Here is a 24,765-nt window from a genome sequence, read left to right on the forward strand (position 1 = left end):
GGTTATTTAGACGCAGCTGACCTAAGGGAAGTCAGCAGGCTTTGCAGCGTGCGGATCGTCGAACCGTCGGCGACGCCATCCACCAGGCGTGGCCGGAAATGCCGCTGAAACGCCTCGACGACGATTTCGGTTTGGCGGTCGAAGACACCGGATATCTCCACGCCATAGCCGTAGAGCGCCAGCATCGACTGCAGCGCTTCGACCTCGGCGCCGGTATCGCCAGCTTTCAATACCGCGCCGCGCCGGATCGGCGCCGCAGGCACGAAATGGCCGACCCCCGCCGCAAACAGCACCCTCCAGGGGAATTTCTCGCCCGGATCGATCTTGCGCCCCGGCGCGATGTCGGAATGGGCGAGCACGCGTTGAGCCGCGACAGAATACCGCCCGATTATCCCTTTGCAGAGGCCAATCACCGCTTCGATCTGCCGCTTCGGGAAGGCCGAATAACCGAGCGTATGGCCGGGATTGACGATTTCGATGCCGACCGAGCAGGAGTTGATGTCGGTGCGCCCGAACCAGGAACTTGCGCCGGCATGCCAGGCCCGGTCGCTCTCGCGCACCATCTGGACGATGCGGCCGTCCTCGTGGACGAGATAATGTGAGGAAACTTCGCTGGCGGGGTCGCACAGCCAGGCTTCGGCTGTAGCACCCGTCGCCATGCCGGTATAGTGCAGCACGATCATGTCGGGTCTGAGCGTCTCGCGCCGCGGGCCGAAATTCGGCGATACCCTGACCTCGGCGCCTGGCTCGTCGGGCAGGAAGCCGCTCATGCGTGCCTAAGGCCCCGCTCGATCATTTCATAGGCCGCGTTGATCGCCGCGACCCTGGTCGTCGCGATCTTGATGAACTCCTGCGGCAGGCCGCGCGCGATCAGCCGGTCCGGATGATTGTCGGAGACCAGCTTGCGATACCGCTTCCTGACCTCCTCGAACGACTTGCCGCGCTCGATGCCCAGCACGACATAGGGGTCCCCGGCGCCAAGATTGACGTGCCTGGCCATGATCGCCTCGTAGTGCACCTCGTCGATGCGGAAAATCTCGGCGATGCGGTGAAGGAAAATGCCTTCGCGTTCATGCACCAGCCCATCGGCCTTGGCGATATGGAACAGGCCGTCGAGTATGTCTTCCAGCATGACGCAGTTCGAATGGCCCGAGCCGCACATCTGCGCCATGCGCTCGGCATAGGTCTCGAACCCGGCAACGTCGCGCTTAGCCAGATCGTAGAGCCGCGCCACGTTGCGGGTCTGCTCTCTCGGCACCTCGAATATTTCCTGGAAGGCCCGCACCTCGTCCTGGGTGACGATACCGTCGGCCTTGGCCATCTTGGCCGACAGCGCAATCATCGCCACAGAGAAGGCAACGCGCCGGCGCAGATCGGGGTCGCCGGAAAAAACAGTTCGCACGGCCTCGACCACTTCGGCGACGCCCGAATTGGCTGAAGAGGAAACGCGGTTGATGAACTCGCCAAGGCGATCCCAAATCGACATGAGCGCTTATTAGGGCCGCCGGCCACCGCTATCAAGCCAAGACAGCGCCGGAGGGTGGATCGATTTACGCAAACGCTGACGCACCAGATCGCAAATCATAGGAATGAGCCGATCGTAGCCCACCAAACGGCCGGCCCCGGCCCTAAACGCAGGAAGGCCGGCGCGAAGCCGGCCTCCTCTCTCGTCACATCAAAGTGACCGAGACTGCTGCTACTGCGCGGGGGCGGCAGGAGCAGGCGTTGCCGGAGCCGGTTCAGCAGGCTTCGGGGTATCGGGGTTTGCCGGCTGCATCGGCTGTTCGGCCGCCGGCGGATTGGTGCTCTGGGTGGTGGTGTTGTCCGTACCGCTGTCGCTGCAGGCGGCAACGCCGAGCAGGGCCAGGGCAGAAACGGACGCAAGAATGAGCTTTTTCATAACATCTCTCCTTCACTACACGCTCACATTGCTGTGAACGCTCGAAGAGGAAATGCATCAGACGGCCATGAGTTTCGTAACGTTGCGTTTCCTGATGTAACATCCCAGGCGGTGATTGCAGCTCGGGCGATGGCGCCCAGGGGCGGATGATTTCAGGTCGAATCGACCTGAATCTGAATTCGCCTCTAAATCAGAAAAGTAGAGCATGATGTCGTCCGAAAACCGCTTCACACTTTTCGGCATCATGCTCTAACAGTCTGAAACCAAATGAAATGCCGGAGCTCTGCGTGGACAAGAAATGGGATTTTTGGATCGACCGCGGCGGCACTTTCACCGACGTGATCGGGCGCGACCCGGACGGCGGGTTGCATCCCAGGAAACTCCTGTCGGAAAATCCCGAAGCCTACCCTGATGCGGCCATAGCCGGCATCCGTGAGTTGCTCGGTCTGAAATCGGGCGCCGCCATTCCGTCCGGCCTGATCGGCGATATCAAGATGGGCACCACCGTCGCCACCAACGCGCTTTTGGAGCGCAAGGGCGACCGCGTGCTCTTGCTGATCACCAACGGCTTTCGCGATGCGCTGAAGATCGCCTATCAGGCGCGGCCAGATATCTTCGCCAAGGAGATCATCCTTCCCGAACAGCTCTACGAGCGTGTCATCGAGATCAACGAACGCGTGCGGGCCAATGGCGATGTCGAGCGCCTGCTCGACATCGCCGCCTGCCGTCCCGCGATCGAAAAGGCCCGCGCCGACGGCATCGACGCGGTGGCGATCGTCTTCATGCATGCCTGGAAATACCCCGACCACGAGAAGGCGGTGGCGAAAGTCTGCCGGAAGATCGGCTTTTCGCAGATTTCGGTCAGCCATGAGGTCTCGCCGCTGATCAAGCTGGTCGGTCGCGGCGACACCACCGTGGTCGATGCCTATCTCTCGCCGATCCTGTCGAGGTATGTGCAAAGGGTGGCGGGCGAGCTGGGCGTCATCTCTCCCCTTGAGGGGGAGATGGCCGCAAAGCGGCCAGAGGGGGTCCTCTCAGAAGGCACCGCCGGAGCGTCGAGCCCAGTCGATCCGACCCCACCCGGCGGCTCCGCCGCCACCCTCCCCTCGAGGGGGAGGGAAAGCCCTCGCCTGATGTTCATGATGTCGTCGGGCGGGCTCACCGCCGCCGACATGTTCCAGGGCAAGGATGCGCTGTTGTCCGGTCCGGCGGGCGGCGTCGTCGGCATGGTCGAAACGGCGAAGCTCGCCGGCTTCGAGAAAGTCATCGGCTTCGACATGGGCGGCACCTCGACCGACGTCGCCCATTATGACGGCGAGTATGAGCGCGCCTTCGACACCGAGGTCGCCGGCGTGCGCATCCGCGCGCCAATGATGCGCATCCATACCGTGGCTGCCGGCGGCGGCTCGATCCTGCACTACGAAGCTGGCCGCTTTCGCGCCGGGCCGGATTCCGCCGGCGCCAATCCCGGCCCGGCCGCCTACCGGCGCGCCGGCCCGCTCGCCGTCACAGACGCCAATGTGATGCTGGGCAAGCTGCAGCCCGATTTCTTCCCCGCAATTTTCGGCCCCGGCCAGGACCAGCCGCTGGACGCGACCGCGGTACGCGAAAAATTCGCCGCACTCGCCGCCGAAATCGGCGACGGCCGCACCCCAGAAGCCGTCGCCGAAGGCTTTGTCACCATCGCCGTCGAAAACATGGCCAACGCCATCAAGAAGATATCCGTCCAGCGCGGCTACGACGTCACCGAATACCTGCTGAACTGTTTTGGCGGCGCCGGCGGCCAGCATGCCTGCCTGGTTGCCGACGCGCTCGGCATGGAAGCGGTGCTGATCCACCCCTTCTCCGGCCTGCTGTCGGCGTACGGCATCGGCCTGTCATCAATCTTCGCGTCGCGCCAGCAGGCGCTGCTCAAGCCGCTGGCGGAAGAGTCCAGGTCAGAGATCGACAGCCTCATTGCCACGTTGAAAAAGGCCGTCATCGCCGAACTCGCGGCGCAAGGCATCGCCGAGGATAAAGTTGCCGCAAAGCCGGTTCTGCACATCCGCTACGACGGCACCGACACGACGCTGCCGGTGAATTTCGAGCAGGACTCGATCTTCCAGGCCAGGCGCGACTTCGAAATCGCCCACAAGGCGCAGTTTGGTTTCGTCTATGACGACAAGCCGATGATCGTCGAGACGGTTGGCGTCGAAGGCAGCGAAATCGCAGAGGCCAGGGCCGAAGCCTATGCGCCCGCAGGACCTGCCCGGGTTGAAGCCGGCGCTTTCGGAACGCGGCGCATGTACACCGAGGGCCGGTGGCATGAGGCCGGCATCCATCGCCGCGAAAACCTGCGCCCCTCCAATTTGGTCGCGGGACCCGCTCTCATTATCGAGCCGAACCAGACCATCGTCGTCGAGCCGGGCTGGCGGGCCGAAATCACCAATCTCAATCACGTTGTCATTCGCCGCACGGAACGGAAAGTGCGCGCTGCGGCTCTCGGCACCCAAGCCGATCCGGTGATGCTGGAGGTCTTCAACAACCTCTTCATGTCGATCGCCGAGCAGATGGGCGTCACGCTGCAGAACACCGCCTATTCCGTCAACATCAAGGAAAGGCTGGATTTTTCCTGCGCCGTCTTCGACCGTCACGGCGCGCTGGTCGCCAACGCACCGCACATGCCAGTGCATCTCGGCTCCATGGGCCGGTCGGTCGAGACGATCATTCGGCTGAACTCCGGCGACATCCATCCCGGCGATGTCTTTGCGCTGAATGCCCCCTACAATGGCGGCACGCATCTGCCCGACATCACCGTGGTGACGCCGGTGTTCGATGATGCGAAGAAAGAAATCCTGTTCTGGGCGGCGTCACGCGGTCATCATGCCGACATTGGTGGCACGGCCCCCGGCTCGATGACGCCGCTCGCCACTACCGTCGACGAGGAAGGTGTTTTGTTCGACAATTTCCGTGTTGTCGATCGCGGAAAATTCCGCGAGGCGGAACTGCAGACGCTGCTCACCGACCACCCCTACCCCGCTCGCAACCCGCACCAGAACATCGCCGACCTCAAGGCGCAGATCGCAGCCAATGAAAAGGGCGTGGCGGAACTGCGCAAGATGGTCGCCCATTTCGGCCTCGATGTCGTCGAAGCCTATATGGGCCATGTCCAGGACAATGCCGCCGAAAGCGTGCGCCGCGTGCTGGAGCGGCTGCCCGACGCATCAGAATATGAATACCCGACCGACACCGGCCAGGTCATCAAGGTGAAGATCACGGTCGACCGGCAAAAGCGCGAGGCGACCGTTGACTTCACCGGCACGTCGCCTGTGATGAAGAACAATTTCAACGCGCCGGAGCCCGTCGCCCGTGCAGCGGTGCTCTACGCCTTCCGCGTCATGGTCGAGGACATGATACCGATGAATGCCGGGTGTCTGCGGCCAATCAACATCATCATCCCCGACGGCTGCATGCTGAAACCCAGCTATCCCGCCGCCGTGGTCGCCGGCAATGTCGAAACCTCGCAGCATGTCACCAACGCACTGTTCGGCGCCATGGGCGCCATGGCCAACGCGCAAGGCACGATGAACAACCTGACCTTCGGCAACAAGCAGTACCAGTATTACGAGACGATCTGTTCCGGTTCGCCGGCCGGGCAGATGAACTCCGGCCGCGGCTTTGCCGGCACCTCCGGCGTCCACACCCACATGACCAATTCGCGCCTCACCGATCCGGAAGTGCTGGAACTGCGCTTTCCCGTTCTGCTCGAGGATTTCCACATCCGCCAGGGATCCGGCGGCAAGGGCAAATGGGATGCCGGCGACGGCACCAGGCGGACGATCCGTTTCCTCGAAAAGATGGAATGCGCGATCCTGTCCTCGCACCGCAATCGGCCGCCGCAAGGCCTCGACGGCGGCGGCGATGGCGAGGTCGGCTCGACCAAGGTGCGGCGCGAGGACGGCAGCGTCGAGACGTTGATGGCCTGCGACCAGACCGTGCTCGACGCCGGTGACGCCGTCATCCTGACGACGCCGACGCCAGGCGGGTTTGGCAAAGCCTGATATCCGGGAGCTGATATCCGGCCAGTCAACAGCCTGTCACCGGCCTGTCATGACGCTGCGCTACCCGCTTGCGCCAAAGCAAACGGGGAATCATTAGCCATGACGGACGTTTCGGCAGATCTGGTCTTTCGCCGTGGCAAGGAAGTTGGAAAAGCCGTCTACCAGAACCGCCCGCTGTCGAAGGCCGGCCTTTCCGAGCGGCTGTTTGCGCTTCTGTTTTCCGGCCTCGTCTATCCGCAGATCTGGGAAGACCCCGAAGTCGACATGGAGGCCATGCAGCTTGGCCACGGCCACCGCGTCGTCACCATCGCCTCCGGCGGCTGCAATATCCTCGCTTACCTCACCCGGTCGCCTGAACGCGTCGATGCGGTCGATCTCAACGCCGCCCACATCGCCTTGAACCGGATGAAGCTGGAGGCGGTGCGCCATCTGCCTTCGCAGGGCGATCTGTTCCGCTTCTTCGGCGCCGCCGACGCCAGCCACAATTCGGAAGCCTATGACCGTTTCATCGCGCCGCATCTCGATCCGGTCAGCCGCCACTACTGGGAGCGCCGCAACTGGCGCGGCCGCCGGCGCATCACCGTCTTCGACCGCAATTTCTACCAGACCGGCCTGCTCGGCCTGTTCATCGCCATGGGCCATCGCACCGCCAAATTCTTCGGTGTCGACCCCGCCGGCATCATGGCGTCGAAGAGCATTGCCGACCAGCGTCGTTTCTTCAACGAAGAGCTGGCGCCGGTCTTCGACAAGAAGCTGTTGCGATGGGCGACATCGCGTAAGGCCTCGCTGTTCGGTCTCGGCATTCCGCCGGCGCAGTACGATTCGCTCATCACCTCGGGCGACGGTTCGATGGCCAGCGTGCTGAAGGCCCGGCTGGAAAAGCTCGCTTGTGATTTTCCGTTGAAGAACAATTATTTCGCCTGGCAGGCCTTTGCCCGCCGCTATCCCAATCCGGGCGAAGCCGCCCTGCCCGCCTATCTCGAAGAGGCCAACTACAAGGCGATCCGCAACAATGTCGGTCGCGTCGGCATCCACCATGCCAATCTGATCGAATTCCTGGCCGGCAAGGACGCCGGGACCGTCGACCGCTTCATCCTGCTGGACGCGCAGGACTGGATGACCGATGACCAGCTAAACGCGCTGTGGTCGGAGATCACCCGCACCGCTTCGGTCGGCGCCCGCGTCATCTTCCGCACCGCGGCCGAACCCAGCCTGCTGCCCGGCCGCGTCTCGACTTCGCTGCTCGACCAGTGGAACTACGAGGACGAGGCTTCGCGTGACTACTCGGCCCGCGACCGCTCGGCGATCTATGGCGGCTTCCACCTCTATGTGAAGCGCCCGGCATGAGCACGAGCGAACTGCCGGCCGACCATGCCAAGTTGATGGACGGCGTCTATCGCTGGCAGCGCCATATCTACGACCTGACCCGCAAATATTACCTGCTCGGCCGCGACCAGATGATATCGGGGCTGGACGTGCCGGCGAACGGCACAGTGCTTGAACTCGGCTGCGGCACCGGTCGCAACATTGCGCTTGCCGCCCGCCGCTATCCCGATGCCCGTTTCTACGGCCTCGATATTTCGACCGAGATGCTGGAGACGGCCAGCAAGGCCATTGGCCGTGAAGGCCTGTCCGGTCGCGTCGTGCTGGCGCGCGGCGATGCCACCGATTTCGACGCCAAGACACTGTTCGGCGTCGAGCGTTTCGACCGCATCTTCGTGTCCTATTCGCTGTCGATGATCCCTGGCTGGGAAAAGACGGTTTCAGCAGCGCTTGCAGCACTTGCGCCCGGCGGCTCGCTGCACGTCGTCGATTTCGGCCAGCAGGAAGGCCTGCCGCGCTGGTTCCGGGCCGTGTTGCGCGGTTGGCTCAAAAAGTTCCATGTCACCCCGCGTGAATCTCTGCGCGAAGTCCTGGAATCGAAATCTCGGCGAACCGGCGCAACCTTCCGTTTCCGCACGCTTTATCGCGGCTATGCCTGGTTGGTGGTGATCGCATCGCACAACCTCATCTCCCCCTCGATGGGGGAGGTCGCGCCGAAGGCGCGGGTGAGGGTGAAGCGCTAGGCACCCCACCCCGGCGCTGCGCGCCGACCCTCCCCATCAAGGGGAGGTAAAGGGAGCTAATGCAGCGCCTTCACCAGCGCACCAAGCATCACCTGCGGCCGGTAGCCGAGCTTGGCCGGCGTCAGCCCGAGCCGCACCACGACCAATTGCTCTGAAGGGATGATGGCGACCGTCTGGCCGTCATGGCCCTCCATCCAGTAGGTGTCCTTGGGCAGGCCGGCGGCAACGCCGGCGCCAGGATTCTCCTCGTCGCCCGGCGCTTCGATCCACAACTGCCCCTTGGCATAGACTTTCGAGGCCGGCGCCGGCTCGCGCATCCAGTCGACGAAACCGGCCGGCAGGATCTGGTTGCCGTTCCACACCCCGCCTTGCAGCAGGAACTGGCCGAAGCGCGCCCAGTCATGGCCGGTGGCGTAGAGATAGGACGAGCCGACGAAGGTGCCCTCTTCGTCTGTTTCGAGCACCGCGCTTTGCATGCCAAGCGGCGCGAACAGCGCTGTCCGCGGCCAAGCCAGCGCCTTCGCCTTGTCGCCGATCGCGTCCTGCCACAGCCGCGACAGCATCACCGCCGTGCCGCTCGAATAGGAAAACACCTTGCCGACTTCGCCGGTCAGCGGCTTGGCAGCGGCAAAGCCCGCCATGTCGGGCTCGAGATAGAGCATGCGAGTCACGTCGGCGACGTCACCATAATCCTCGTTGAATTCCAGCCCGCTCGACATCGCCATCATATCGGCGAGGGTGATGGCGGCGCGGCCGTCCGCCTTCCAGGGGCCGAACAGGCCCTGATTGGTCACCGCCATCTTGCCGTCCTTGACCAGCGTGCCGACAAGCGCGGCATTGACCGTCTTGGTCATCGACCAGCCGAGCAGCGGCGTCTTCGCCGAAAACCCGTCGCCATAGCGCTCGGCGACGATGCGGCCGCTCTTCACCACCACCACCGCCCGCATGCCGGTTCCGGTCATCCCTGCATCGTCGAGGATCTTGCCGATCTCGGGATTCTGCGAGGCATCGACCCGATCTCCCTCCGGCCACAGATCGCCCTTGGTGGTCGCCGACGCTTCGGCAGGGATTGTCGTGCGCCGTACCTTGCCGACATCGCCGTCGGGAACCGAGGCGCAACCCAAGCCGTCGCGCGCGACGGCAACGCTCTTGCCGAGGAAGCCAAGCAGCCCGGCCGAGACGGTCCCCCTGTTCTTGTCGACCGACACTTTCATAAGCCTGAGCAGTGGATGGCCAGGTGCCCGCACGTCGACGGCAAGCACCTCGTTGGGGTCACGTCCGGCGATAAAAACATTCGAGCAGACGATCTTGGCCGAATAGCCCGAACCGACGCGGATCAGTTCCGGCGGCGCGATGTAGAGCCAGGCAAACAATGCGGCGACCGCCAGCACGACCAGGCCAAGCAGCCATTTGATGATCTTCACGACGACCCGCATCTTTTAAGTCCCTGCTTTTCCGCTGCCCGGTGGCTTGCGGCTCGATTCATGTCATCGATTTGCCGCCATTGGTTCCGCAAAATCGGTGTTCTTGTCGAGCGCCGTCAACCTGTTATCAACCATGATCGGCGATCACTGGAGAATCGGGCGATGCTGTGGGGCGATCGTCTGGTCTGGTGGGGCTACCTGCAACAACAAAACCCAACAGCGACCGGCTGATTCCGGCTCGGGAAATGCGATGCGCCGTTTCACGGCCCTCATCACGTTGACGCTGCTGGCCGCCTGCTCGACCGCCAGCGATCTCGTGCCGTCGATGTCGCCTTCGAGCAGCCCGACGGTTGCGGTGCGCGCACCGCGCTTCGAAGACTCCAAGCCGCATGAGTGGGACAGCGGCACGCCCTGGAATTACGCCGTTCACGGCACCGATGTCTCCAAGTACCAGACGTCGGTCGACTGGCCGACAGCCAAGGCCAGCGGCATCTCCTTCGCCTTCATCAAGGCGACCGAGGGCGGCGATCGTTTCGACGATTATTTCAACGAGCATTGGGCCCGCACCAAAGCCAATGGCATTCCGCGCGCGGCCTACCATTTCTTCTATTTCTGCACGCCGGCCGCCACCCAGGCGCGCTGGTTCATCGAAAACGTTCCTGTCGACCGCTCGGCCATGCCGCCGGTGCTCGACATGGAATGGAACCCGAAATCGCCGACCTGCCGGCTGCGTCCGGATTCGGCGACGGTGCGCGCGGAGATGACCACCTTTCTTGAAATCGTCGAACGGCACTATGGCAAAAAGCCGATCATCTACACCTCGGTCGACTTCTTCGACGACAACGACCTTTCGACTTTCCGCGGCTATCCCTACTGGCTGCGCTCGGTTGCCGGCCATCCCCGCCAGAAATACGGCAGCCACCCCTTCACCTTCTGGCAGTACACCGGAACCGGCATCGTTCCCGGCATGACCGGCAAGTCCGATATCAACGTTTTCAACGGCAGCGAAGCCGCCTGGAAAAAGTGGCTGCGGCAGAACACGCATTGACACCGGCGCAACGGCAGCGAAGCCGTCCGAAACCGCAGGCCGCGGCAGAACACCCGTTGACACCGGCGCTGCCGCCTGCTTTTCGACGGTCCATGCGAACCGATTTGCAACCACAGGGATATCAGGGCCGGAAACAGTCGAAGAACCGACTGCGCTCCGGGCTGCTCGCGGCCCTGCTGCTCAGCGCCGCGGCCATGCCGGCGGCAGCGCAGGAATGCGGCGGCGACTTCGAAGCTTGGAAACAAGGCGTGGCGGCGGAAGCCAAGGCAGCCGGTGTCGGCGCTGTCGGCCTTAACGCCCTGGAAGCCGCTTCCATCGACGACAAGGTGCTGGCGCGCGATCGCGCCCAGGGCGTCTTCGCCCAGACCTTCATCCAGTTCTCCAACCGCATGATCTCGGCCTACCGGCTGAAGCAGGGCGCGGCCAATCTGAAGAAATACGCCGACGTCTTTGCCCGCGCCGACCAGCAGTTCGGCGTCCAGGCGCCGATCATCACCGCCTTCTGGGGGCTGGAGACCGATTTTGGCGCCGTGCAGGGCGATTTCCACACGCTGAGCGCCTTGGTGACGCTGTCGCATGACTGCCGCCGCCCGCAGCTGTTTAGGCCGCAGCTGGTGCCGCTGTTGATGCTGATCGATCGCGGCGTCGTGCCGGCCGACGTCACCGGCGCCTGGGCCGGCGAGGTTGGCCAGACGCAGATCCTGCCCTCCGACTATCTGGCGCGCGGCGTCGACGGCGACGGCGATGGCATCGTCGACCTCAGGCGCAGCGTGCCCGACGTGATCATGACCACGGCCAACAAGGTGCTGTCGCGCGGCTGGAAACGCGACCAGCCCTGGATCGAGGAAGTGCGCGTGCCCGAGGACATGCCGTGGGAGCAGACCGGCCGCACCAACAAGCTGCCGCTGTCACAATGGGCTCAATGGGGCGTTACCAATCCCGACGGCACGCCGCTGATCGACAACGGCCTGAAGGCCGGCCTGGCGCTGCCGATGGGCCGCAAGGGCCCGGCCTTCCTCGCCTATGACAATTTCGACGTCTATCTCGAATGGAACCAGTCCTTCACCTACGCGCTAACTGCCGCCAACCTCGCGGCACGGCTGGCAGGGGCAAAGCAGTTCGATCCGCGCACTCCCGAAACCGGGCTCAATGGCGACCAGATGAAGGAATTGCAGACCAAGCTCGAGGCCAGGGGCTATGACGTCGGCACGGTCGACGGCATTCTGGGCACCAACACTCGCGAAGCCATCCGCAAGGAACAGATGCGGCTTGGCATGCCGGTCGATGGCTGGCCGACGCCGGAACTGTTGGGGAAGTTGTGAAGAATTGAGTGGCAGCAGGGCCTAGGCAGTAGAACCTCCCCAAGCGGTATTCCCTATTCTCTAGTCCTTGCCCGAACGAAATCGATAAATACTCGCAAAGCCGGCGGGACGTGTCTCGAACTTGGGTGATACAGGAAGAAGCCTGGGAAGCTGGGCGACCAGGGCTCAAGAAATCTCACCAGCCTGCCAGCCCCGATCGACGGCTGGACCTGATAGTCGATCATGTAGGCGACACCTGCTCCACCCAGCGCCGCATTCAGCATCAGCCCGGTGTCGTTGACGGTCAGGCTGCCCTGGACTGCGATTTCAAGAACCCGTTTGCCGCGCGAAAACTCCCACCGGTAGATGTTGCCGCCGCCCGGCCATTGAAAATTGATGCATTGGTGCTGGTGCAGATCCTGGGGATGACGGGGAATTGCGCGGCCTTCAAGGTAGGCCGGGGCAGCCACCGCCGCCATTTGCAGATCCTCGCTGAGCTTGACTGCCACCATGTCCTTGTGCAGCCGCTCGCCGAGACGGATCCCGGCATCGAACCGGCCCTGGACAATATCGGTCAGCATGTCGTCGACGATCACCGTCAGCGCGATTTCGGGATAGGCGCGCTGGAAGTCTCCCAGGATAGGCGCGATGAAACGCATCGCCGCGACGCGCGACACGTTGATGCGTAGCGATCCCGCCGGCCGATCCCGTCCGGCCTGAACGTCGGCAACAGCACCGTCCAGTTCGCCAAATGCAGCGGCCAGCCGGGCAAACAGCGTATCGCCGGCAGCGGTCGGTGAAACACTGCGGGTCGTGCGGTTGAGCAGCCTGACCCCGATACGAGCCTCCAACTGCCGGATCGATTGGCTGAGCGACGGCGGCGACACACGCAGCCGCGCCGCGGCGCGAACGAAACTGCCCTCCTCCACGATCGCGGCAAATGCCTTGAGCTGGGAGAATTCGGAACCGCGCATTGTGTATTCCTGGATTAACAAGCCAGTTAGACAATAGACCATTATCTGATCAGTTGTATTGCCCTATTTCTTGACCATCGGCCTGCCAACCGCGGGCCTGAACGGTTGAAGGAATTGATCATGTCCCAGTCCTTGCAAGGCAAAACCGCACTGGTCACCGGCAGTTCGCGCGGTATCGGGCGAGCCATCGCCGAGGGGCTCGCGGCCAAGGGCGCTGCCGTCGTCGTCAATTATGTCAGCAACCGGAAAGCAGCTGACGAGGCCGTGGTCGCTATCGCCAGCAAGGGCGGAAAGGCCATCGCCATTGAGGCCGACATTTCCGTTCTTGCCGATGTCCGTCGCCTGTTCGACGAGACCGAGAACCAATTGGGCGCGATAGATATTGTCGTTGCCAATGTCGGCGTCGCCATCATCAAGCCGTCCATCGAGGTGAGTGAAGCCGATTTCGACCTTGTCTTCGGAACCAATGCCAAGGGCACGTTCTTCACGCTTCAGGAAGCAGCGCGCCGTGTGAGCGACGGCGGCCGGATCATCGCGGTCTCCACTGGCGGCACCAAGATGTTCTTCACGCAGACGGCGCTCTATCTCGGCAGCAAGGGTGCCGTCGAACAATTCGTCCGCGTGCTCTCGCGGGAACTCGGGGCGCGCAGCATCACCGTGAATGCACTGTCGCCGGGCTTCACCGACACGGACCTGCTTCCCGAACGCGATCGTGCCGTGGCCGCCGGCATGTCGCCCTTCGGCAGGATTGGCGCCACGCGCGACGTTGCCGATGTCGCGGTCTTCCTGGCCAGCGACGAGGCCCGCTGGCTGACCGGCGAGAATATCCAGGCCGGTGGCGGGGTGGCCTAATCCGCCATCGTCTCCAGGCTGGCAAACCCTTGCGGTGCGTCCCCTTCGTCGAAGGGCGTCGTCACCTCGACGAAAGTGTCGGGATAAAAGCCGTTGAAGCGGGTTCTCAGCGACAGCGAGTAGGCGCCGATATGGCCGATCTCGATCCAGTCGCCGGTGTCGACGGTTTCCGGCAGCCAGAATGGCCTCGACAGAATGTCGACGGAATCGCAGGTCGCGCCGCAGACCTTGAACGGTACGATGTTCTTCTCCTCGCCATTGCGCGAGCGGATCGCCGGATCGGGGATGAATCGCGCCGGCAGCGTGATCTTGCCGGTCCATGAATCCGACAGCGACGCCCAGATGCCGTCATTGATGTAGAGCCGCTTGCCCTTGCGCAGCAGCACGCGCACGATCAGTGAAAGGCAGCGCGCGACGATCACCCGGCCGGGCTCGGCCACCAGCGGCACCTGGTCGAACTGATATTCCATGAGGTCGCCCGACAGCCGCGACATGATCTGGCCGAGCGACGGCATCTCGACCTGCTTGCGGTTGGGGTCATGGCCATATTCGGCGGGAAAACCGCCACCGACGTCGAGACCGGCCACGTCGAAGGTCAACCGGTTGCGCACCCAGTCGGCCGAGGCCAGCGCCCGCTCATAGGTGTCGGGATCCTCGATCTGGCTGCCGACATGGAAGCAAAGCCCAACCTTGTAGCCGGTGCGGTTGAGCCGCTCGGCAAGCTCCACCGCATAGGCCGGTCCGGCGCCGAATTTCTTCGACAGTTCGTAAGCCGCCGAGCCCTTGGTCTGGATGCGCACGAACACGCTGATGGCGCCCGGATCGATGTCGAGCGCCCGCACCACGCGCGTCAGCTTGGTGATTTCGTCCTCATGGTCGAGCGAAATGACGCGGATGGCGTATTTCTCCAGCGCCAACTTGATGTCCGACTGCGCCTTGACCGGATGCATGTAAAGCATTTCGGCTTCGGGCGAGACCGCACGCACGGCGGCGAACTCGCCGGGCGAAGCCACATCGAAGGCAGTAACGCCGGCTTCGACCAGCGCCTTCAGCACGATCTGCTCGCCATTGGTCTTGACCGCATAGGCGGTCTTGCCGGGAAACATGCCCATGAATTGTTTGGCGTCCGCCTTCAGCACCTGCGGGCGAAAGCAGTAGACCGGGTCGTCAGGACGAAGCGCCAGCGCCGCCTCGCGGGCATTCTCGAATCGCTGCATGGACGAATCCCCTGACTTCTCGGCTGCGCACAATTAATCCAAGCTAGCGGCTAAAGAAAACAATTCTGTGTCTCGCGGCGCTGATGCTACGGCGTTAGGTCCAAATGGGTACGTCTGCCATCCGATCAGGTTTCGGGTGGCCCTTGTCGCTGGACCCGATATGCCTTTTGCCTGACCGACTGGCGCTCGCGCCGTCTGGGGAGGACGATTCGAAATGGCAATTGCCACGACATCCGTGCAGCGCGGACCGATGACGCTCAGGGACTGGGGCCAGCTTCTGCTGCTCGGCGCGATCTGGGGCGGTTCATTCTTCTTTGCCCGCATCGCCGTTGCCGAGATGCACCCGCTGGTGCTGGTGCTGTTTCGCGTCGCCATCGCGGCCATCGCGCTGCAGCTCTATCTCGCCATTCGCGGCCCGTCCTTCCGCCTCGCCTTTCCGCATGCCGGCCTGTTTTTCCTGCTGGCGCTCGCCAACAATGTCGTGCCGTTCTCGCTGATCTTCGCCGGCCAGACCGCGCTCGGCGCCGGCGTCGCCTCGGTGCTTAATGCGACGACGCCGTTCTGGACGCTGATCCTCGCCAATGCATTGACATCGGACGAAAAGCTGTCGTGGAACAAGCTTGCCGGCATCGGGCTCGGCATCGCGGGCACCGCGGTCATGATCGGCCCCGGCCTGCTGGCCGGGCTCGGCGGCCCGGTCTGGGCGAAGTTCGCGCTGATCGGCGCCTCGCTGTCCTACGCTGTCGCGCTGATGATCGCCCGCCGCTTCAAGGGCGTGCCCTCGCCCGTCATCGCCACCGGACAATTGACGGCGTCGACCATCATCATGATCCCGGTGGTGCTATTCACCTACGGCCCGGCCGGCCTGTTCTCGGCCTCGCCGCCGGTCTGGGCGGCGGTGTTGGCGTTGGCACTGCTCTCCACGGCCTTCGCCTACATCCTCTATTTCAATCTCGTCGCCTCTGCCGGCGCCACCAACGCTTCGCTGGTCACGCTCATCGTCCCGGCCAGCGCCATTCTGCTGGGCCTGCTGTTCCTCGGCGAGCGGCTCGCTCTGTTTGAGTTCTGCGGCATGGCGCTGATTGCCTTCGGCCTGGTGACGATCGACGGACGGTTGTTTGGTCGGCGCTAGAAGGGGGATGGTAGCGCTGCCATGCCACGCTTCCGCCACAGACCCGTCACAATTTATTCACAGCCCGCCAGAGGGCATTTGCCGAAGAGTTTCAATGCCTAACACCAAATGGCAGGTCGCAAATCCCACAATCGCGTCGCATTGCAGCATATTTTCCGCTTGCCTGTGGCACAAATGACCCTAGACTCCACCCGTAGCTCTTTCATAGAGGAGGCTATGACATGGGACTTACGAGGCCAATCAACGCATTGATGATCTGTGCTGCATTTGCCTTCATTGGCGCCCTTATCATAGGCGTTCTTCCGTAACCGCCAGAGCGGAAGAAGATAGCAGCAAATAGCCCACAAATTCGAAAGGCCGAGTTTTTCGCCCGGCCTTTTGCATTTCAGATCATCACGATGAGACTCAGGCCGCGGCCGACCCAGCCACTTCCGTTTCGTGCGAGCGGATGCCGATCATGTGGCAGATCGCGAACACCAGGTCGGCCCGGTTCATGGTGTAGAAGTGGAAATCGCTGACGCCGCGCTCGACAAGGTCGAGCACCTGCTCTGCGGCCACGGCCGATGCCACCAAAGCATGCGTCTGCGGGTCGTTTTGCAGCCCCTCGAAGCGCTCGGCCAGCCATGCCGGCACCAGCGCACCGCAGCGTGCCGAGAAATTGGCGACCTGGGTGAAATTGTGCACCGGCAGGATGCCGGGCACGATCGGGATGTAGATGCCGGCGCGGCGCGCCTTCTCGACGTAACGCTCGTAGAGATCGTTGTCGAAGAAGAACTGGGTGATCGCCCGGGTCGCGCCATTGTCGGCCTTGCGCTTCAGCATGTCGAAGTCGGTGGCGAAGTCAGGGCTTTCCGGATGCTTTTCCGGATAGGCCGAGACCGAAATGTCGAAATCACCGGCGCCCTTCAGCGCGCCGACCAGTTCGGCGCCATTGGCATAGCCATCGGGATGCGGCCGGTAGGCGGTGCCGACGCCCGCCGCTGGATCGCCGCGCAAGGCGACGAAGCGTTTCACGCCCATCTCGGCGAATTCGCGAACCACGGCGTCGACCTCATGGCGGGCGGCGTCGACGCAGGTCATGTGCGCCGCCGGCGTCAGCGTCGTCTCGTTGAGGATGCGCTTGACCGTGCGGGCCGTGCGCTCGCGCGTCGAGCCGCCGGCGCCATAGGTCACCGAAACGAATTTCGGCTTCAGCGGCTCCAGTCTGGTGACGGTGTCCCAGAGCCTCGCCTCCATCTCGTCGGTCTTCGGCGGAAAGAACTCGAAGGAGACGCGGACCTTGTCGCCAATGTCGGGACGGCGGGAAAAGCGGAACTGGTTCATCAGGCGGTTTCCCCAATTTGGTATGCTTTGGCCGGCAAAGAGTCGTTGGAAGGTTCGGCGATCAGCATGCGGCGGTCGCGGCCGAGCCACAGCTTGACGGTGAGCCTGGCTTCGTTGCCGCCGCGCGGCTCGAACTCCTGGGCATCTTCGAGGTCGAGTTCAGCCTCGGCAAACCATTCCGATATCTGCCGATCGGAAAAGCCCAGTCTGACATGCGCATGCTGATCACGCAGGAACTCCAGCGCATGCGCCGCGAAGTCGACGATCACCAGCCGGCCCGCCGGGCGCAGCAGCCTCGCCGCCTCGCGGATGGCGCGGGCGGGGTCATCGAGATAGTGCAGCACCTGATGGATGGTGACGAGGTCGAAGGCGTCGCGCTCGACCGGCGGCGCAAATATGTCGCCCTGGCGGACCTGCGCATTGGCAATGCCGGCCTTGTCGAGATTGGCGCGCGCCACCGTCAGCATCTCGCGCGACATATCGATGCCGACGCCACGCCGGTAGAGCGGCGAGAAGATCTCAAGGAGGCGCCCGGTGCCGGTGCCAAGATCGAGCATCGACTGGAACGGCCGCTTGCCGACCAGTTTGAGGAGTGCTGCTTCCACCGCGCGGTCCGGCACATGCAGCGAGCGGATATGGTCCCAGCTCGCAGCGTTTTCAGAGAAATATTCGGCGGCGCGATCCTGCCGCTTGCGCTTGACCGACGCCAGCCGCTCGAGGTCGCGCTCGACCTGCGGGTCGGCGCCGCGAATGCCTGATACCAGACCCATGACGAAGTCGCGCGCGGAATCGGTATCTGACAGCCGGAAGAACGCCCAGGAGCCTTCCTGATAACGGCCGATCAGCCCTGCTTCCAGCAACAGCTTCAGATGGCGCGACACGCGCGGCTGCGACTGGCTGAGGATCTCGGTGAGATCGGACACGGTGAGGTCGCCGCGCGACAACAGCGCCAGGATACGCAGGCGGCTCGATTCGGCCGCCGCCTTCAATGTATCCACCATCGTATCGAGCGAGACATGCATTGGCGTATTCTCGTTGAAAAGATATAAACATATGTTTATGTCAGCTTTGACGACATGGCAAGACCTATGTCGCTTCCTGACAAGAAAATGCCGCACGTGTGATCCCAATGGCCTGAAAGCGCTTTTCCGTCACGATCGACTGGAAACCTATGCTAGAGGCGAAAGCCATGTTCGAGACGCGCGACGGCGAAAAGCTCCTGCAGTCAGACCCGGCTGACATGCCGCCGGATGGCCACATCGTGTTCATCGGCCGCATCGCCTCGCCATGGACATCGCGGGAAAGCTGCCCGAAGAACATGCGCGCGGCCCGCGAGACGGGACAGGCGGCGACGGTTGTCATCGCCCCACCCTACCGCGAGGGCCTGCTTGCGCTGGTGCGAGCCAGCCACATCATCATCCTGTCCTGGCTGCATCACGCGCCGCGGGGACTGATTGTCCAGAAACCCCGCCATGCGGCTGAACCGAAAGGCGTTTTCTCGTTGCGCTCCCCGGCCCGGCCGAACCCGATCGGACTCCACGTAGCCAAGCTGACCGCCGTCGACATCGATACAGGCCGCATCGATATCGACGCCATTGATGTGCTCGATGGCACGCCGGTGATCGACATCAAACCCTATTTCGCCTCGACCGATGCCTTTGCCGGGGCAACCATTGCCGGGCGCGACGAGACATGACCGCGCCCACCGGCCGTCGCCGCGCCATCGCCAAGGCGCTGACCGCGCTGCTGCCGCTGGCGCCCTATGCCGACATGGAGAAAATCCGCGCCGAGGCTGGTGCGGTGCATATGAAGACGCTGCCGCCGGGCATTGCCGTATGGCTGGCGACGATCGCCCATATCAGGCACGGCCACACCGACTATGAGAAACTGCTGGCCGAGGGCTATGATCGCGACTCGGCGCGGTTCTTCGTCATCGAGCAGACCAACATGGTGCTGACCCGCTGGCGCGCTACGCGCCTGCTCGATGCCGACGACGAAGAGGAATGATCTCGGCTACTGCCGGCTTAACACCGCAACGGCGTTGTAAGGCTGGCCGTCGGCCTGCCCGACCCAGGTCCAGGACAGGTTTCCCTTGAAAAACCTGACGGTGATGCCGCCACCGTCGATGCACTTATCCTGACCGTAGGCGATATTTTCCCGGTATTCCGCCGAACTCTCGTCCCGGGAAATCTGGATCAAGGATCCTCCACAGCCGAGCGAAGGATAATCGATCGACGCAGCGCCATCGCCAATGGTCATGGCGATTGCCCAGTCGGCGCCGGCAGCCCCGGCCGGACTCTGATGGCCGCTGCCGGTCCAGATGCCGTTGAGCCCCGTCGCGTTGACCACGCAAGGCACATTCTGGAAGATCGGCGTCAACTCGCTGCCCGTCTTCTCGCAGCGATAGGTCTGGCCGTTCTGGCACAGTTCCTCTCCCTCGCGAGCGCACTGCGCAGACGCGTTTCCCGTTGTGGCGAAAATGCCTGTCGCAAAAATGATGGCGCCGAGCCGCTTGCCCATGGTCCCCTCCCGGCAAGATGTCCACAGGCAGCATAAGGCAAGTCTAATGAAGCGGCCAGCATGCATCGACAGGCCGAGGCTTTGTCCAAGCCGAATTGAGGGGAATCCTTGCATGACATCGTCACCTGTCCGGCTGACCGGCACACCGCTGAGCGCGCGCGACATCGCCGCCATTGCCCGCCGCAACGCGCCGGTCGAAATCTCGCCGGAGGTCGACGCCTTGGTCCGCGCAAGCCGCGGTGATCGAGCGCCATGCGGCTGAAAATCGTCCGGTCTACGGGCTGACCACCGCACTGGGTGCCGCCGTCGATACGCCGCTCAGCGACGCGGATCTGGTCGCCTATCAACGGCGGGTTTCGCTGGGCCATTCCGTCGGCTTCGGACCGGCTTTGCCGCAGGAGGCCGTGCGCGCCATGATGGCGGTGCGGATCGGCGGCATGGCCGCCGGCGGCACCGGTATTTCGCCTGCCGTCTTCGAAGGGCTGGCCACAGCGCTCAACGCCGGCGTGCACCCCGTCGTGCCGTCGCCCGGCTCGCTGGGTGCAGCCGATCTGGCGCCGCTCGCGCATCTGACGCTGGGCCTGCTTGGGCAGGGTGAGGCCAACTATGGCGGTGAGACCATGCCTGCGGCCGAGGCGCTCAGGCGCGCCGGGCTAAAACCGCTCGACATCCGGGCCAAGGATGGCCATGCCATCATCGTCGCCAACAGCCTGTCGGTCGCACAAGCCTGTCTGGCGCTCGAAGACATAGAGCGCGCATTTTCCTGGTCGCTGAAAGCGGTCGCCCTGAACTTCGAGGCGTTCCGCGCCAATCTCGGCGCGCTCGACGACGCGGCCATGGCGCACGGCCAGCCTTTGGCCAGCGGGCGGTGGCGGCGCAACTGCGCGACCTCTTGGCAGGCAGCGCGCTGTTCGCCGAAGGTGCTGCCCGGCGCATCCAGGACCCGCTCAGCTATCGCTGCGTGCCGCAGGTCTGGGGCGCGCTGACCCATGCGATCGACGAGACCCGCACGGCCACCGAAATCGAGCTCGCCAGTTCCGGCGACAATCCGGTCGTGCTGACCAGCGAGGACAGGATCGTGTCGCAAGGCAATTTCGACATGACCGCTTTCGCCTCGCCTGGGAGCGGCTCGGCCAGGCGCTGGCGCATGCGGCGGCAGGCATTGCCAACCGGACGATCAAGCTGATGTCCCCCACCGTGTCGGAACTGCCGCGTTTCCTGGCGCCGCACGGGCAGAACCGCATCGGCTTTGCCATTTTGCAAAAACCCGTTGCCGCCATGGAAGCCGAAATCCGCTTCCTGGCCAACCCGGTTTCGCTGACCCCGATCGCGGTGTCCGACTGGATCGAGGATCAATCCTCGATGGCGCCGGCGGTGATTGCCAAGACAAACCAGATCGTCGACCGCTTGCGCTATCTCATCGCCATGGAGCTGATCGCTTCGGCCTACGCCGTGGAGATCCGCGGCGTGACGGACGGACTGGGCCGCGGCGCGGATGAGGCCTACAAGGCGGTGCGCGAGCGGGTTGCCCCACTCGAGGAAGACCGGGAACTGGGCAGCGATGTCGCTGGCATCGCCGCGATGATCGCCGGCAGCCACGGCGCTGGACAGAAGGACTGATGGAGGCGAGATGAGCAGCATCACCGACCCCCAACCCAAAGGACTGCCTTCCGTTTCAGCCCGCCATATCGACCCGCATTCCTATCCCGACGGTATCGCCTTCCTCGACGGCCAATATCTGCCGATGTCGCAAGCAAAAATCTCGGTGCTGGATTGGGGTTTTCTGCATTCCGACGCCACCTACGACACGGTGCATGTCTGGGACGGCAGCTTCTTCCGCCTCGACCTGCATCTCGACCGCTTCTTCGCCAGCTTGCAGAAACTGCGCATGACGGTCCCGTTCGACCGCGACGGGGTGAGCGAAATCCTGCACAATTGCGTGGCGCTCTCGGGCCACCGCGCCGCCTATGTCGAGATGCTGTGCACGCGCGGCGCTTCGCCGACCTTCAGCCGCGATCCGCGCCAGGCGATCAACCGCTTCATGGCATTTGCCGTGCCGTTCGGTTCGGTCGCCAATGCCGAGCAGTTGCGGCCTGGACTGCATGTCGCCATCAGCGACAAGGTGCGCATTCCGCCGGCCTCGATCGACCCGGCGATCAAGAACTACCACTGGCTCGACCTGGTGCGCGGCCTCTACGATGCCTATGACCGTGGCGGCGAGACGGCGCTGGTCCTCGACTTCAACGGCAATGTCGCCGAAGGCCCCGGCTTCAACGTGTTCTGCGTCAAGGATGGCAGCCTGTCGACGCCGGCCATTGGCGTGCTGCCCGGCATTACCAGGCGCACTGTCTTCGATCTCTGCGCCGAAGCTGGCCTTGCCGCCACGGCCGTCGATGTCAGCGTCGCCGCGCTGAAGGCTGCTGACGAAGTCTTCATCACCTCCACCGCCGGCGGCATCATGCCGGTGACGATGATCGACGGCATGCCAATCGCCGACGGCAAGGTCGGGCCGTTTACCAGCCGGCTGATGGCGCTCTACTGGCAAAAGCATGACGACCCGGCCTGGTCGAGCCCGGTGCGCTATCCCTGACCGGGCGGCGTTCCTGCTCAACACGACGTCGTGACCAAAAAGATTCCCCCTCGCCTCTGGAAACTCGGCGAATGCGCCGTATATGCCCGAAAGCGGAGAAGCCTCCGCTTTCCCAGAAATCACGCCCGGATGGGCAAGGATTCCACATCATGACATCAAAGGTTTGGTTTATCACCGGATCGTCGAAAGGTTTTGGCCGCGTCTGGGCCGAGGCCGCGCTCGCCCGTGGCGACCGTGTCGCCGCAACCGCACGCGATGCCGGCACGCTCGCCGATCTGGTTACAAAATATGGCGACAACATCGCCGCGATAAAGCTCGACGTCACCGACAAGAAGGCCGTCGATGCCGCGATTGCCGAGGCACACAAGCGCTTCGGTCGTCTCGACGTCGTCATCAACAATGCCGGCTATGGCCATTTTGGCGCCATCGAGGAAGTCAGCGAGCAGGAAGCCCGCGACCAGATCGAGACCAACGTCTTCGGCGCGCTCTGGGTCACCCAGGCGGCGCTGCCGATCATGCGGGCGCAGCGTTCCGGCCACATCATCCAGATCTCGTCGATTGGCGGCGTCAACGCCTTTGCCTCGCTTGGCCTCTACCACGCCTCCAAATGGGCGCTCGAAGCCTTCAGCCAGTCGCTCAGCCTGGAAGTCGCCGAGTTCGGCATCCATGTTACGCTGGTCGAGCCGGGCGGCTTCTCGACCGACTGGTCCGGTGCCTCGGCCAAGACCTCGAAAGCGATCGAGGCTTATGCACCCGCCCGCGCCGCCATGGCCGAGCGTCGCAGCCGCGCCGTGGCCGGCGATCCCGAGGCCACCGGACCGGCAATGCTCGAAATCGTCGACGCGGCCGAGCCGCCGCTGCGCGTGTTCTTCGGCGACGGCGGCCTGCCGATGATCAAACAGGAATACGCCAACCGCATCGCGCTTTGGGAGAAGTGGGACCACGTTTCCATCGAGGCGCAGGGCGCGAAGAAGAACCGCAAGGCGGCCTGAACATTTCTGTTAAATCCGGTTGCGCCGTCTCCCGGCGGCGCAGCCGGCTCTCGTATCGTAGAGCTACGGTCGATAAATCCACTGCTCCGGCACGCGCACCGAGATCTCTTCGCCGACCGTGATGCTGCCCGGTTTCTCGACCCAGGCAACCAGGCCGCGCAACCGCTTCGCCGCCTTCGGGAAGGCCAGCGCGCCCGTCTCGTGATCGGCCATATCAGCATTTTCGGCGACCGAACGCCCGGCAAGGCGGCAAGGCCCATTCTGCGCATCGACCTTGATGGTCACGCCGCTCTTGAAGAACAGCAGCGTGCCTGAGGGCAGCATCGACAGATGCGGCACGCCCTCGATCAGCAGATTGGCGCCGATCCATTCCGGCTTGATTTCCTTCAGGCCCATTCGTTCAGCGATGAGGGCGAGCTCATCCGCCGCGACAATCGATATTTGCCTTTCGTTGCGCATTTCGGTGCCGCGTGGATACCATGGCTCGCGCCCGCCGGAGCGACGCGTGGCGCCGGCATGAAAGTCGCCTGATATGCCGTCGAAGCCGAGCTGCAATGCTTCCACCGGGCGCGTCTGAAAATGATCTGATGGCGCGACGTAGAGTGCCGCCACCTTGGCGGCCAGCTTCCTGGCCGGGATGATTTCGACCGGCTTCTCAGCTTCGGGGAAAAGGTCCAGCGTGGTGTCCTGTCTCTGGATCATGCCCTTGGTTTTGCCTCCCGAGCGGCAAGGCCGCAAGAGCGGTTTCGGCCAAAGCCCGCAGCTCTTCGACCGAAGCGCCGTCCCGCGCCTGGATCGACATGCCGTTCATGGTCCCGGCAAGGTATTTGGCGAAGCCCTCAACGGAAATCCCTTCCGGCAAGTCACCTTTTGTCTTGCCCTCCGCCAGCCGTCCAGCGATCGCCGCTTCGCTCGCCTTGCGATTTGTCTTGAGTTCATCGGCAATGGCTTGCGCCTGCGGCGAAGTCGCCAGCGCACCGCTGACGAACAGGCAGCCACCGGGCTTGCCGGGCCTGGAATAGGCCTCCGCTGCCCCGAGCAGCAACCGCCGGATGGCCTCCCCCGTCGACACCGGTGCGCTCAGCGCCTCCAGCGCAAAGCCGATCTCTGTCTGGTGGTAGCGCTCAAGCGCCTTGCGGAACAAAGTCTCCTTGTCGGTGAAGGCATTGTAGATCTGCGGCGGCGTCAGCCCCATCGCCTCGCGCAGCATGGTGAGCGACGTCGCCTCGTAGCCATGCTCCCAGAACAGATGCATCGCCGCATCCAGTGCCCGGTTGGGGTCGAAGGCACGCGGCCGGCCACCACGCGGCTTTTCCAAGTCATCCATAGCGATCGTTACGAAACCTGTTGACACACCTTCTCCACGTATCGTAACAATCGATACGA

The 24,765-nt window shown here is 63.5% G+C and carries 23 protein-coding genes and 1 pseudogene; 13 read left to right on the forward strand and 11 right to left on the reverse strand.

The features are described from left to right. Window positions 1–2: 2 nt before the first annotated feature. From ACYHH6_RS27125 to ACYHH6_RS27135, 3 genes are all read right to left on the reverse strand, one after another. Window positions 3–770, reverse strand: a complete 768-nt coding sequence (locus tag ACYHH6_RS27125; protein WP_352583883.1) for an N-acetylmuramoyl-L-alanine amidase — start codon at window positions 768–770, stop codon at window positions 3–5. After that, a complete protein-coding gene (locus ACYHH6_RS27130) occupies window positions 767–1,486 on the reverse strand; it encodes a TerB family tellurite resistance protein (RefSeq protein ID WP_352583881.1) in 720 nt (239 codons plus the stop codon). Before ACYHH6_RS27130 ends, ACYHH6_RS27125 begins: the two co-directional genes overlap by 4 nt. 210 nt (window positions 1,487–1,696) lie before the next feature. Further along, window positions 1,697–1,900 (reverse strand): hypothetical protein, encoded by a 204-nt coding sequence (locus ACYHH6_RS27135; protein WP_181055739.1) that lies wholly within the window; start codon window positions 1,898–1,900, stop codon window positions 1,697–1,699. A 287-nt stretch (window positions 1,901–2,187) separates the two neighbouring features. Here ACYHH6_RS27135 and ACYHH6_RS27140 point away from each other — a divergent pair, with 287 nt between their 5' ends. The 3 genes from ACYHH6_RS27140 (at window position 2,188) to ACYHH6_RS27150 (ending at window position 8,006) form a co-directional block, all read left to right on the forward strand. After that, entirely contained in the window at window positions 2,188–5,940 is a 3,753-nt protein-coding gene (locus tag ACYHH6_RS27140; protein WP_352583879.1) for a hydantoinase B/oxoprolinase family protein, read from the forward strand. A 99-nt stretch (window positions 5,941–6,039) separates the two neighbouring features. Then, the gene (locus ACYHH6_RS27145) at window positions 6,040–7,287 is read left to right on the forward strand and encodes a BtaA family protein (protein ID WP_352583877.1); all 1,248 of its coding nucleotides are present in this window, start codon (window positions 6,040–6,042) and stop codon (window positions 7,285–7,287) included. Beyond that, a complete protein-coding gene (locus ACYHH6_RS27150; RefSeq protein ID WP_352583875.1) occupies window positions 7,284–8,006 on the forward strand; it encodes a class I SAM-dependent methyltransferase in 723 nt (240 codons plus the stop codon). Before ACYHH6_RS27145 ends, ACYHH6_RS27150 begins: the two co-directional genes overlap by 4 nt. A 56-nt stretch (window positions 8,007–8,062) precedes the next feature. Here the strand turns inward: ACYHH6_RS27150 and ACYHH6_RS27155 are convergent, their stop codons facing one another. Then, on the reverse strand, window positions 8,063–9,442 hold the full coding sequence (locus ACYHH6_RS27155; RefSeq protein WP_352583874.1) for a serine hydrolase domain-containing protein: 1,380 nt from the start codon (window positions 9,440–9,442) through the stop codon (window positions 8,063–8,065). Window positions 9,443–9,680: 238 nt separating this feature from the next. Here ACYHH6_RS27155 and ACYHH6_RS27160 point away from each other — a divergent pair, with 238 nt between their 5' ends. Continuing rightward, window positions 9,681–10,478, forward strand: a complete 798-nt coding sequence (locus ACYHH6_RS27160; RefSeq protein ID WP_352583873.1) for a glycoside hydrolase family 25 protein — start codon at window positions 9,681–9,683, stop codon at window positions 10,476–10,478. A gap of 92 nt (window positions 10,479–10,570) precedes the next feature. Then, window positions 10,571–11,800, forward strand: coding sequence for a lytic murein transglycosylase (locus tag ACYHH6_RS27165; protein ID WP_488500490.1), 1,230 nt, complete (start codon window positions 10,571–10,573; stop codon window positions 11,798–11,800). A 53-nt stretch (window positions 11,801–11,853) separates the two neighbouring features. Here the strand turns inward: ACYHH6_RS27165 and ACYHH6_RS27170 are convergent, their stop codons facing one another. Continuing rightward, window positions 11,854–12,753 (reverse strand): LysR family transcriptional regulator, encoded by a 900-nt coding sequence (locus ACYHH6_RS27170; protein WP_352583871.1) that lies wholly within the window; start codon window positions 12,751–12,753, stop codon window positions 11,854–11,856. Between the two features lie 120 nt (window positions 12,754–12,873). On the opposite strand from ACYHH6_RS27170, the gene ACYHH6_RS27175 reads away from it, so the two are divergent. Continuing rightward, window positions 12,874–13,605, forward strand: coding sequence for an SDR family oxidoreductase (locus ACYHH6_RS27175; protein WP_352583870.1), 732 nt, complete (start codon window positions 12,874–12,876; stop codon window positions 13,603–13,605). On the opposite strand, the gene ACYHH6_RS27180 is transcribed toward ACYHH6_RS27175, so the two are convergent. Next, a complete protein-coding gene (locus ACYHH6_RS27180; protein WP_352583869.1) occupies window positions 13,602–14,822 on the reverse strand; it encodes an alanine racemase in 1,221 nt (406 codons plus the stop codon). The genes ACYHH6_RS27175 and ACYHH6_RS27180 overlap by 4 nt on opposite strands. 214 nt (window positions 14,823–15,036) lie before the next feature. Here ACYHH6_RS27180 and ACYHH6_RS27185 point away from each other — a divergent pair, with 214 nt between their 5' ends. Then, window positions 15,037–15,954: a DMT family transporter gene (locus ACYHH6_RS27185; protein ID WP_112560362.1), complete on the forward strand. Its 918-nt coding sequence runs from the start codon at window positions 15,037–15,039 to the stop codon at window positions 15,952–15,954. 405 nt (window positions 15,955–16,359) lie between these two features. Here ACYHH6_RS27185 and metF read toward each other — a convergent pair whose 3' ends face one another. Then, window positions 16,360–17,277 (reverse strand): methylenetetrahydrofolate reductase [NAD(P)H], encoded by a 918-nt coding sequence (metF, locus tag ACYHH6_RS27190; RefSeq protein WP_192258471.1) that lies wholly within the window; start codon window positions 17,275–17,277, stop codon window positions 16,360–16,362. After that, window positions 17,277–18,299 carry an ArsR/SmtB family transcription factor gene (locus ACYHH6_RS27195; RefSeq protein WP_352583867.1) on the reverse strand — a complete coding sequence of 341 codons (1,023 nt, stop codon included), beginning with the start codon at window positions 18,297–18,299 and terminating at the stop codon, window positions 17,277–17,279. Before ACYHH6_RS27195 ends, metF begins: the two co-directional genes overlap by 1 nt. A 167-nt stretch (window positions 18,300–18,466) precedes the next feature. Between ACYHH6_RS27195 and tsaA the strand changes: the two genes are divergently transcribed. Continuing rightward, complete coding sequence (tsaA, locus tag ACYHH6_RS27200; protein WP_352583865.1) at window positions 18,467–18,973, forward strand: tRNA (N6-threonylcarbamoyladenosine(37)-N6)-methyltransferase TrmO; 507 nt, start codon at window positions 18,467–18,469, stop codon at window positions 18,971–18,973. Continuing rightward, on the forward strand, window positions 18,970–19,284 hold the full coding sequence (locus ACYHH6_RS27205; RefSeq protein ID WP_352583863.1) for a DUF2293 domain-containing protein: 315 nt from the start codon (window positions 18,970–18,972) through the stop codon (window positions 19,282–19,284). The genes tsaA and ACYHH6_RS27205 overlap by 4 nt, the downstream gene beginning before the upstream one ends. 6 nt (window positions 19,285–19,290) lie before the next feature. Here the strand turns inward: ACYHH6_RS27205 and ACYHH6_RS27210 are convergent, their stop codons facing one another. Beyond that, entirely contained in the window at window positions 19,291–19,797 is a 507-nt protein-coding gene (locus tag ACYHH6_RS27210) for a hypothetical protein (protein WP_352583861.1), read from the reverse strand. 112 nt (window positions 19,798–19,909) lie between these two features. On the opposite strand from ACYHH6_RS27210, the gene ACYHH6_RS27215 reads away from it, so the two are divergent. From ACYHH6_RS27215 to ACYHH6_RS27230, 4 genes and pseudogenes are all read left to right on the forward strand, one after another. Next, window positions 19,910–20,059: a hypothetical protein gene (locus tag ACYHH6_RS27215; protein ID WP_488500491.1), complete on the forward strand. Its 150-nt coding sequence runs from the start codon at window positions 19,910–19,912 to the stop codon at window positions 20,057–20,059. Then, window positions 20,037–21,417 (forward strand): annotated as a pseudogene (locus ACYHH6_RS27220) (HAL/PAL/TAL family ammonia-lyase). The gene ACYHH6_RS27215 and the pseudogene ACYHH6_RS27220 overlap by 23 nt, the downstream one beginning before the upstream one ends. A gap of 10 nt (window positions 21,418–21,427) precedes the next feature. After that, on the forward strand, window positions 21,428–22,387 hold the full coding sequence (locus ACYHH6_RS27225; RefSeq protein ID WP_352583859.1) for a D-amino acid aminotransferase: 960 nt from the start codon (window positions 21,428–21,430) through the stop codon (window positions 22,385–22,387). A gap of 149 nt (window positions 22,388–22,536) precedes the next feature. Further along, window positions 22,537–23,379, forward strand: a complete 843-nt coding sequence (locus ACYHH6_RS27230; RefSeq protein ID WP_352583858.1) for an SDR family oxidoreductase — start codon at window positions 22,537–22,539, stop codon at window positions 23,377–23,379. A gap of 63 nt (window positions 23,380–23,442) precedes the next feature. On the opposite strand, the gene ACYHH6_RS27235 is transcribed toward ACYHH6_RS27230, so the two are convergent. Both ACYHH6_RS27235 and ACYHH6_RS27240 read right to left on the reverse strand, forming a co-directional pair. Further along, a complete protein-coding gene (locus ACYHH6_RS27235; RefSeq protein WP_352583856.1) occupies window positions 23,443–24,081 on the reverse strand; it encodes an MOSC domain-containing protein in 639 nt (212 codons plus the stop codon). Then, window positions 24,035–24,706, reverse strand: a complete 672-nt coding sequence (locus ACYHH6_RS27240; protein WP_352583854.1) for a TetR/AcrR family transcriptional regulator — start codon at window positions 24,704–24,706, stop codon at window positions 24,035–24,037. Before ACYHH6_RS27240 ends, ACYHH6_RS27235 begins: the two co-directional genes overlap by 47 nt. Window positions 24,707–24,765: the final 59 nt, after the last annotated feature.

The organism is Mesorhizobium sp. P171375 (assembly GCF_057786075.1).

Coding starts and splice junctions, on each gene's coding strand:
- ACYHH6_RS27125 (WP_352583883.1), bottom strand. CDS start 770: ATGAGCGGCTTCCTGCCCGACGAGCCAGGCGCCGAGGTCAGGGTATCG.
- ACYHH6_RS27130 (WP_352583881.1), bottom strand. CDS start 1,486: ATGTCGATTTGGGATCGCCTTGGCGAGTTCATCAACCGCGTTTCCTCT.
- ACYHH6_RS27135 (WP_181055739.1), bottom strand. CDS start 1,900: ATGAAAAAGCTCATTCTTGCGTCCGTTTCTGCCCTGGCCCTGCTCGGC.
- ACYHH6_RS27145 (WP_352583877.1), top strand. CDS start 6,040: ATGACGGACGTTTCGGCAGATCTGGTCTTTCGCCGTGGCAAGGAAGTT.
- ACYHH6_RS27150 (WP_352583875.1), top strand. CDS start 7,284: ATGAGCACGAGCGAACTGCCGGCCGACCATGCCAAGTTGATGGACGGC.
- ACYHH6_RS27155 (WP_352583874.1), bottom strand. CDS start 9,442: ATGCGGGTCGTCGTGAAGATCATCAAATGGCTGCTTGGCCTGGTCGTG.
- ACYHH6_RS27160 (WP_352583873.1), top strand. CDS start 9,681: ATGCGCCGTTTCACGGCCCTCATCACGTTGACGCTGCTGGCCGCCTGC.
- ACYHH6_RS27165 (WP_488500490.1), top strand. CDS start 10,571: ATGCGAACCGATTTGCAACCACAGGGATATCAGGGCCGGAAACAGTCG.
- ACYHH6_RS27170 (WP_352583871.1), bottom strand. CDS start 12,753: ATGCGCGGTTCCGAATTCTCCCAGCTCAAGGCATTTGCCGCGATCGTG.
- ACYHH6_RS27175 (WP_352583870.1), top strand. CDS start 12,874: ATGTCCCAGTCCTTGCAAGGCAAAACCGCACTGGTCACCGGCAGTTCG.
- ACYHH6_RS27180 (WP_352583869.1), bottom strand. CDS start 14,822: ATGCAGCGATTCGAGAATGCCCGCGAGGCGGCGCTGGCGCTTCGTCCT.
- ACYHH6_RS27185 (WP_112560362.1), top strand. CDS start 15,037: ATGGCAATTGCCACGACATCCGTGCAGCGCGGACCGATGACGCTCAGG.
- metF (WP_192258471.1), bottom strand. CDS start 17,277: ATGAACCAGTTCCGCTTTTCCCGCCGTCCCGACATTGGCGACAAGGTC.
- ACYHH6_RS27195 (WP_352583867.1), bottom strand. CDS start 18,299: ATGCATGTCTCGCTCGATACGATGGTGGATACATTGAAGGCGGCGGCC.
- tsaA (WP_352583865.1), top strand. CDS start 18,467: ATGTTCGAGACGCGCGACGGCGAAAAGCTCCTGCAGTCAGACCCGGCT.
- ACYHH6_RS27205 (WP_352583863.1), top strand. CDS start 18,970: ATGACCGCGCCCACCGGCCGTCGCCGCGCCATCGCCAAGGCGCTGACC.
- ACYHH6_RS27210 (WP_352583861.1), bottom strand. CDS start 19,797: ATGGGCAAGCGGCTCGGCGCCATCATTTTTGCGACAGGCATTTTCGCC.
- ACYHH6_RS27215 (WP_488500491.1), top strand. CDS start 19,910: ATGACATCGTCACCTGTCCGGCTGACCGGCACACCGCTGAGCGCGCGC.
- ACYHH6_RS27225 (WP_352583859.1), top strand. CDS start 21,428: ATGAGCAGCATCACCGACCCCCAACCCAAAGGACTGCCTTCCGTTTCA.
- ACYHH6_RS27230 (WP_352583858.1), top strand. CDS start 22,537: ATGACATCAAAGGTTTGGTTTATCACCGGATCGTCGAAAGGTTTTGGC.
- ACYHH6_RS27235 (WP_352583856.1), bottom strand. CDS start 24,081: ATGATCCAGAGACAGGACACCACGCTGGACCTTTTCCCCGAAGCTGAG.
- ACYHH6_RS27240 (WP_352583854.1), bottom strand. CDS start 24,706: ATGGATGACTTGGAAAAGCCGCGTGGTGGCCGGCCGCGTGCCTTCGAC.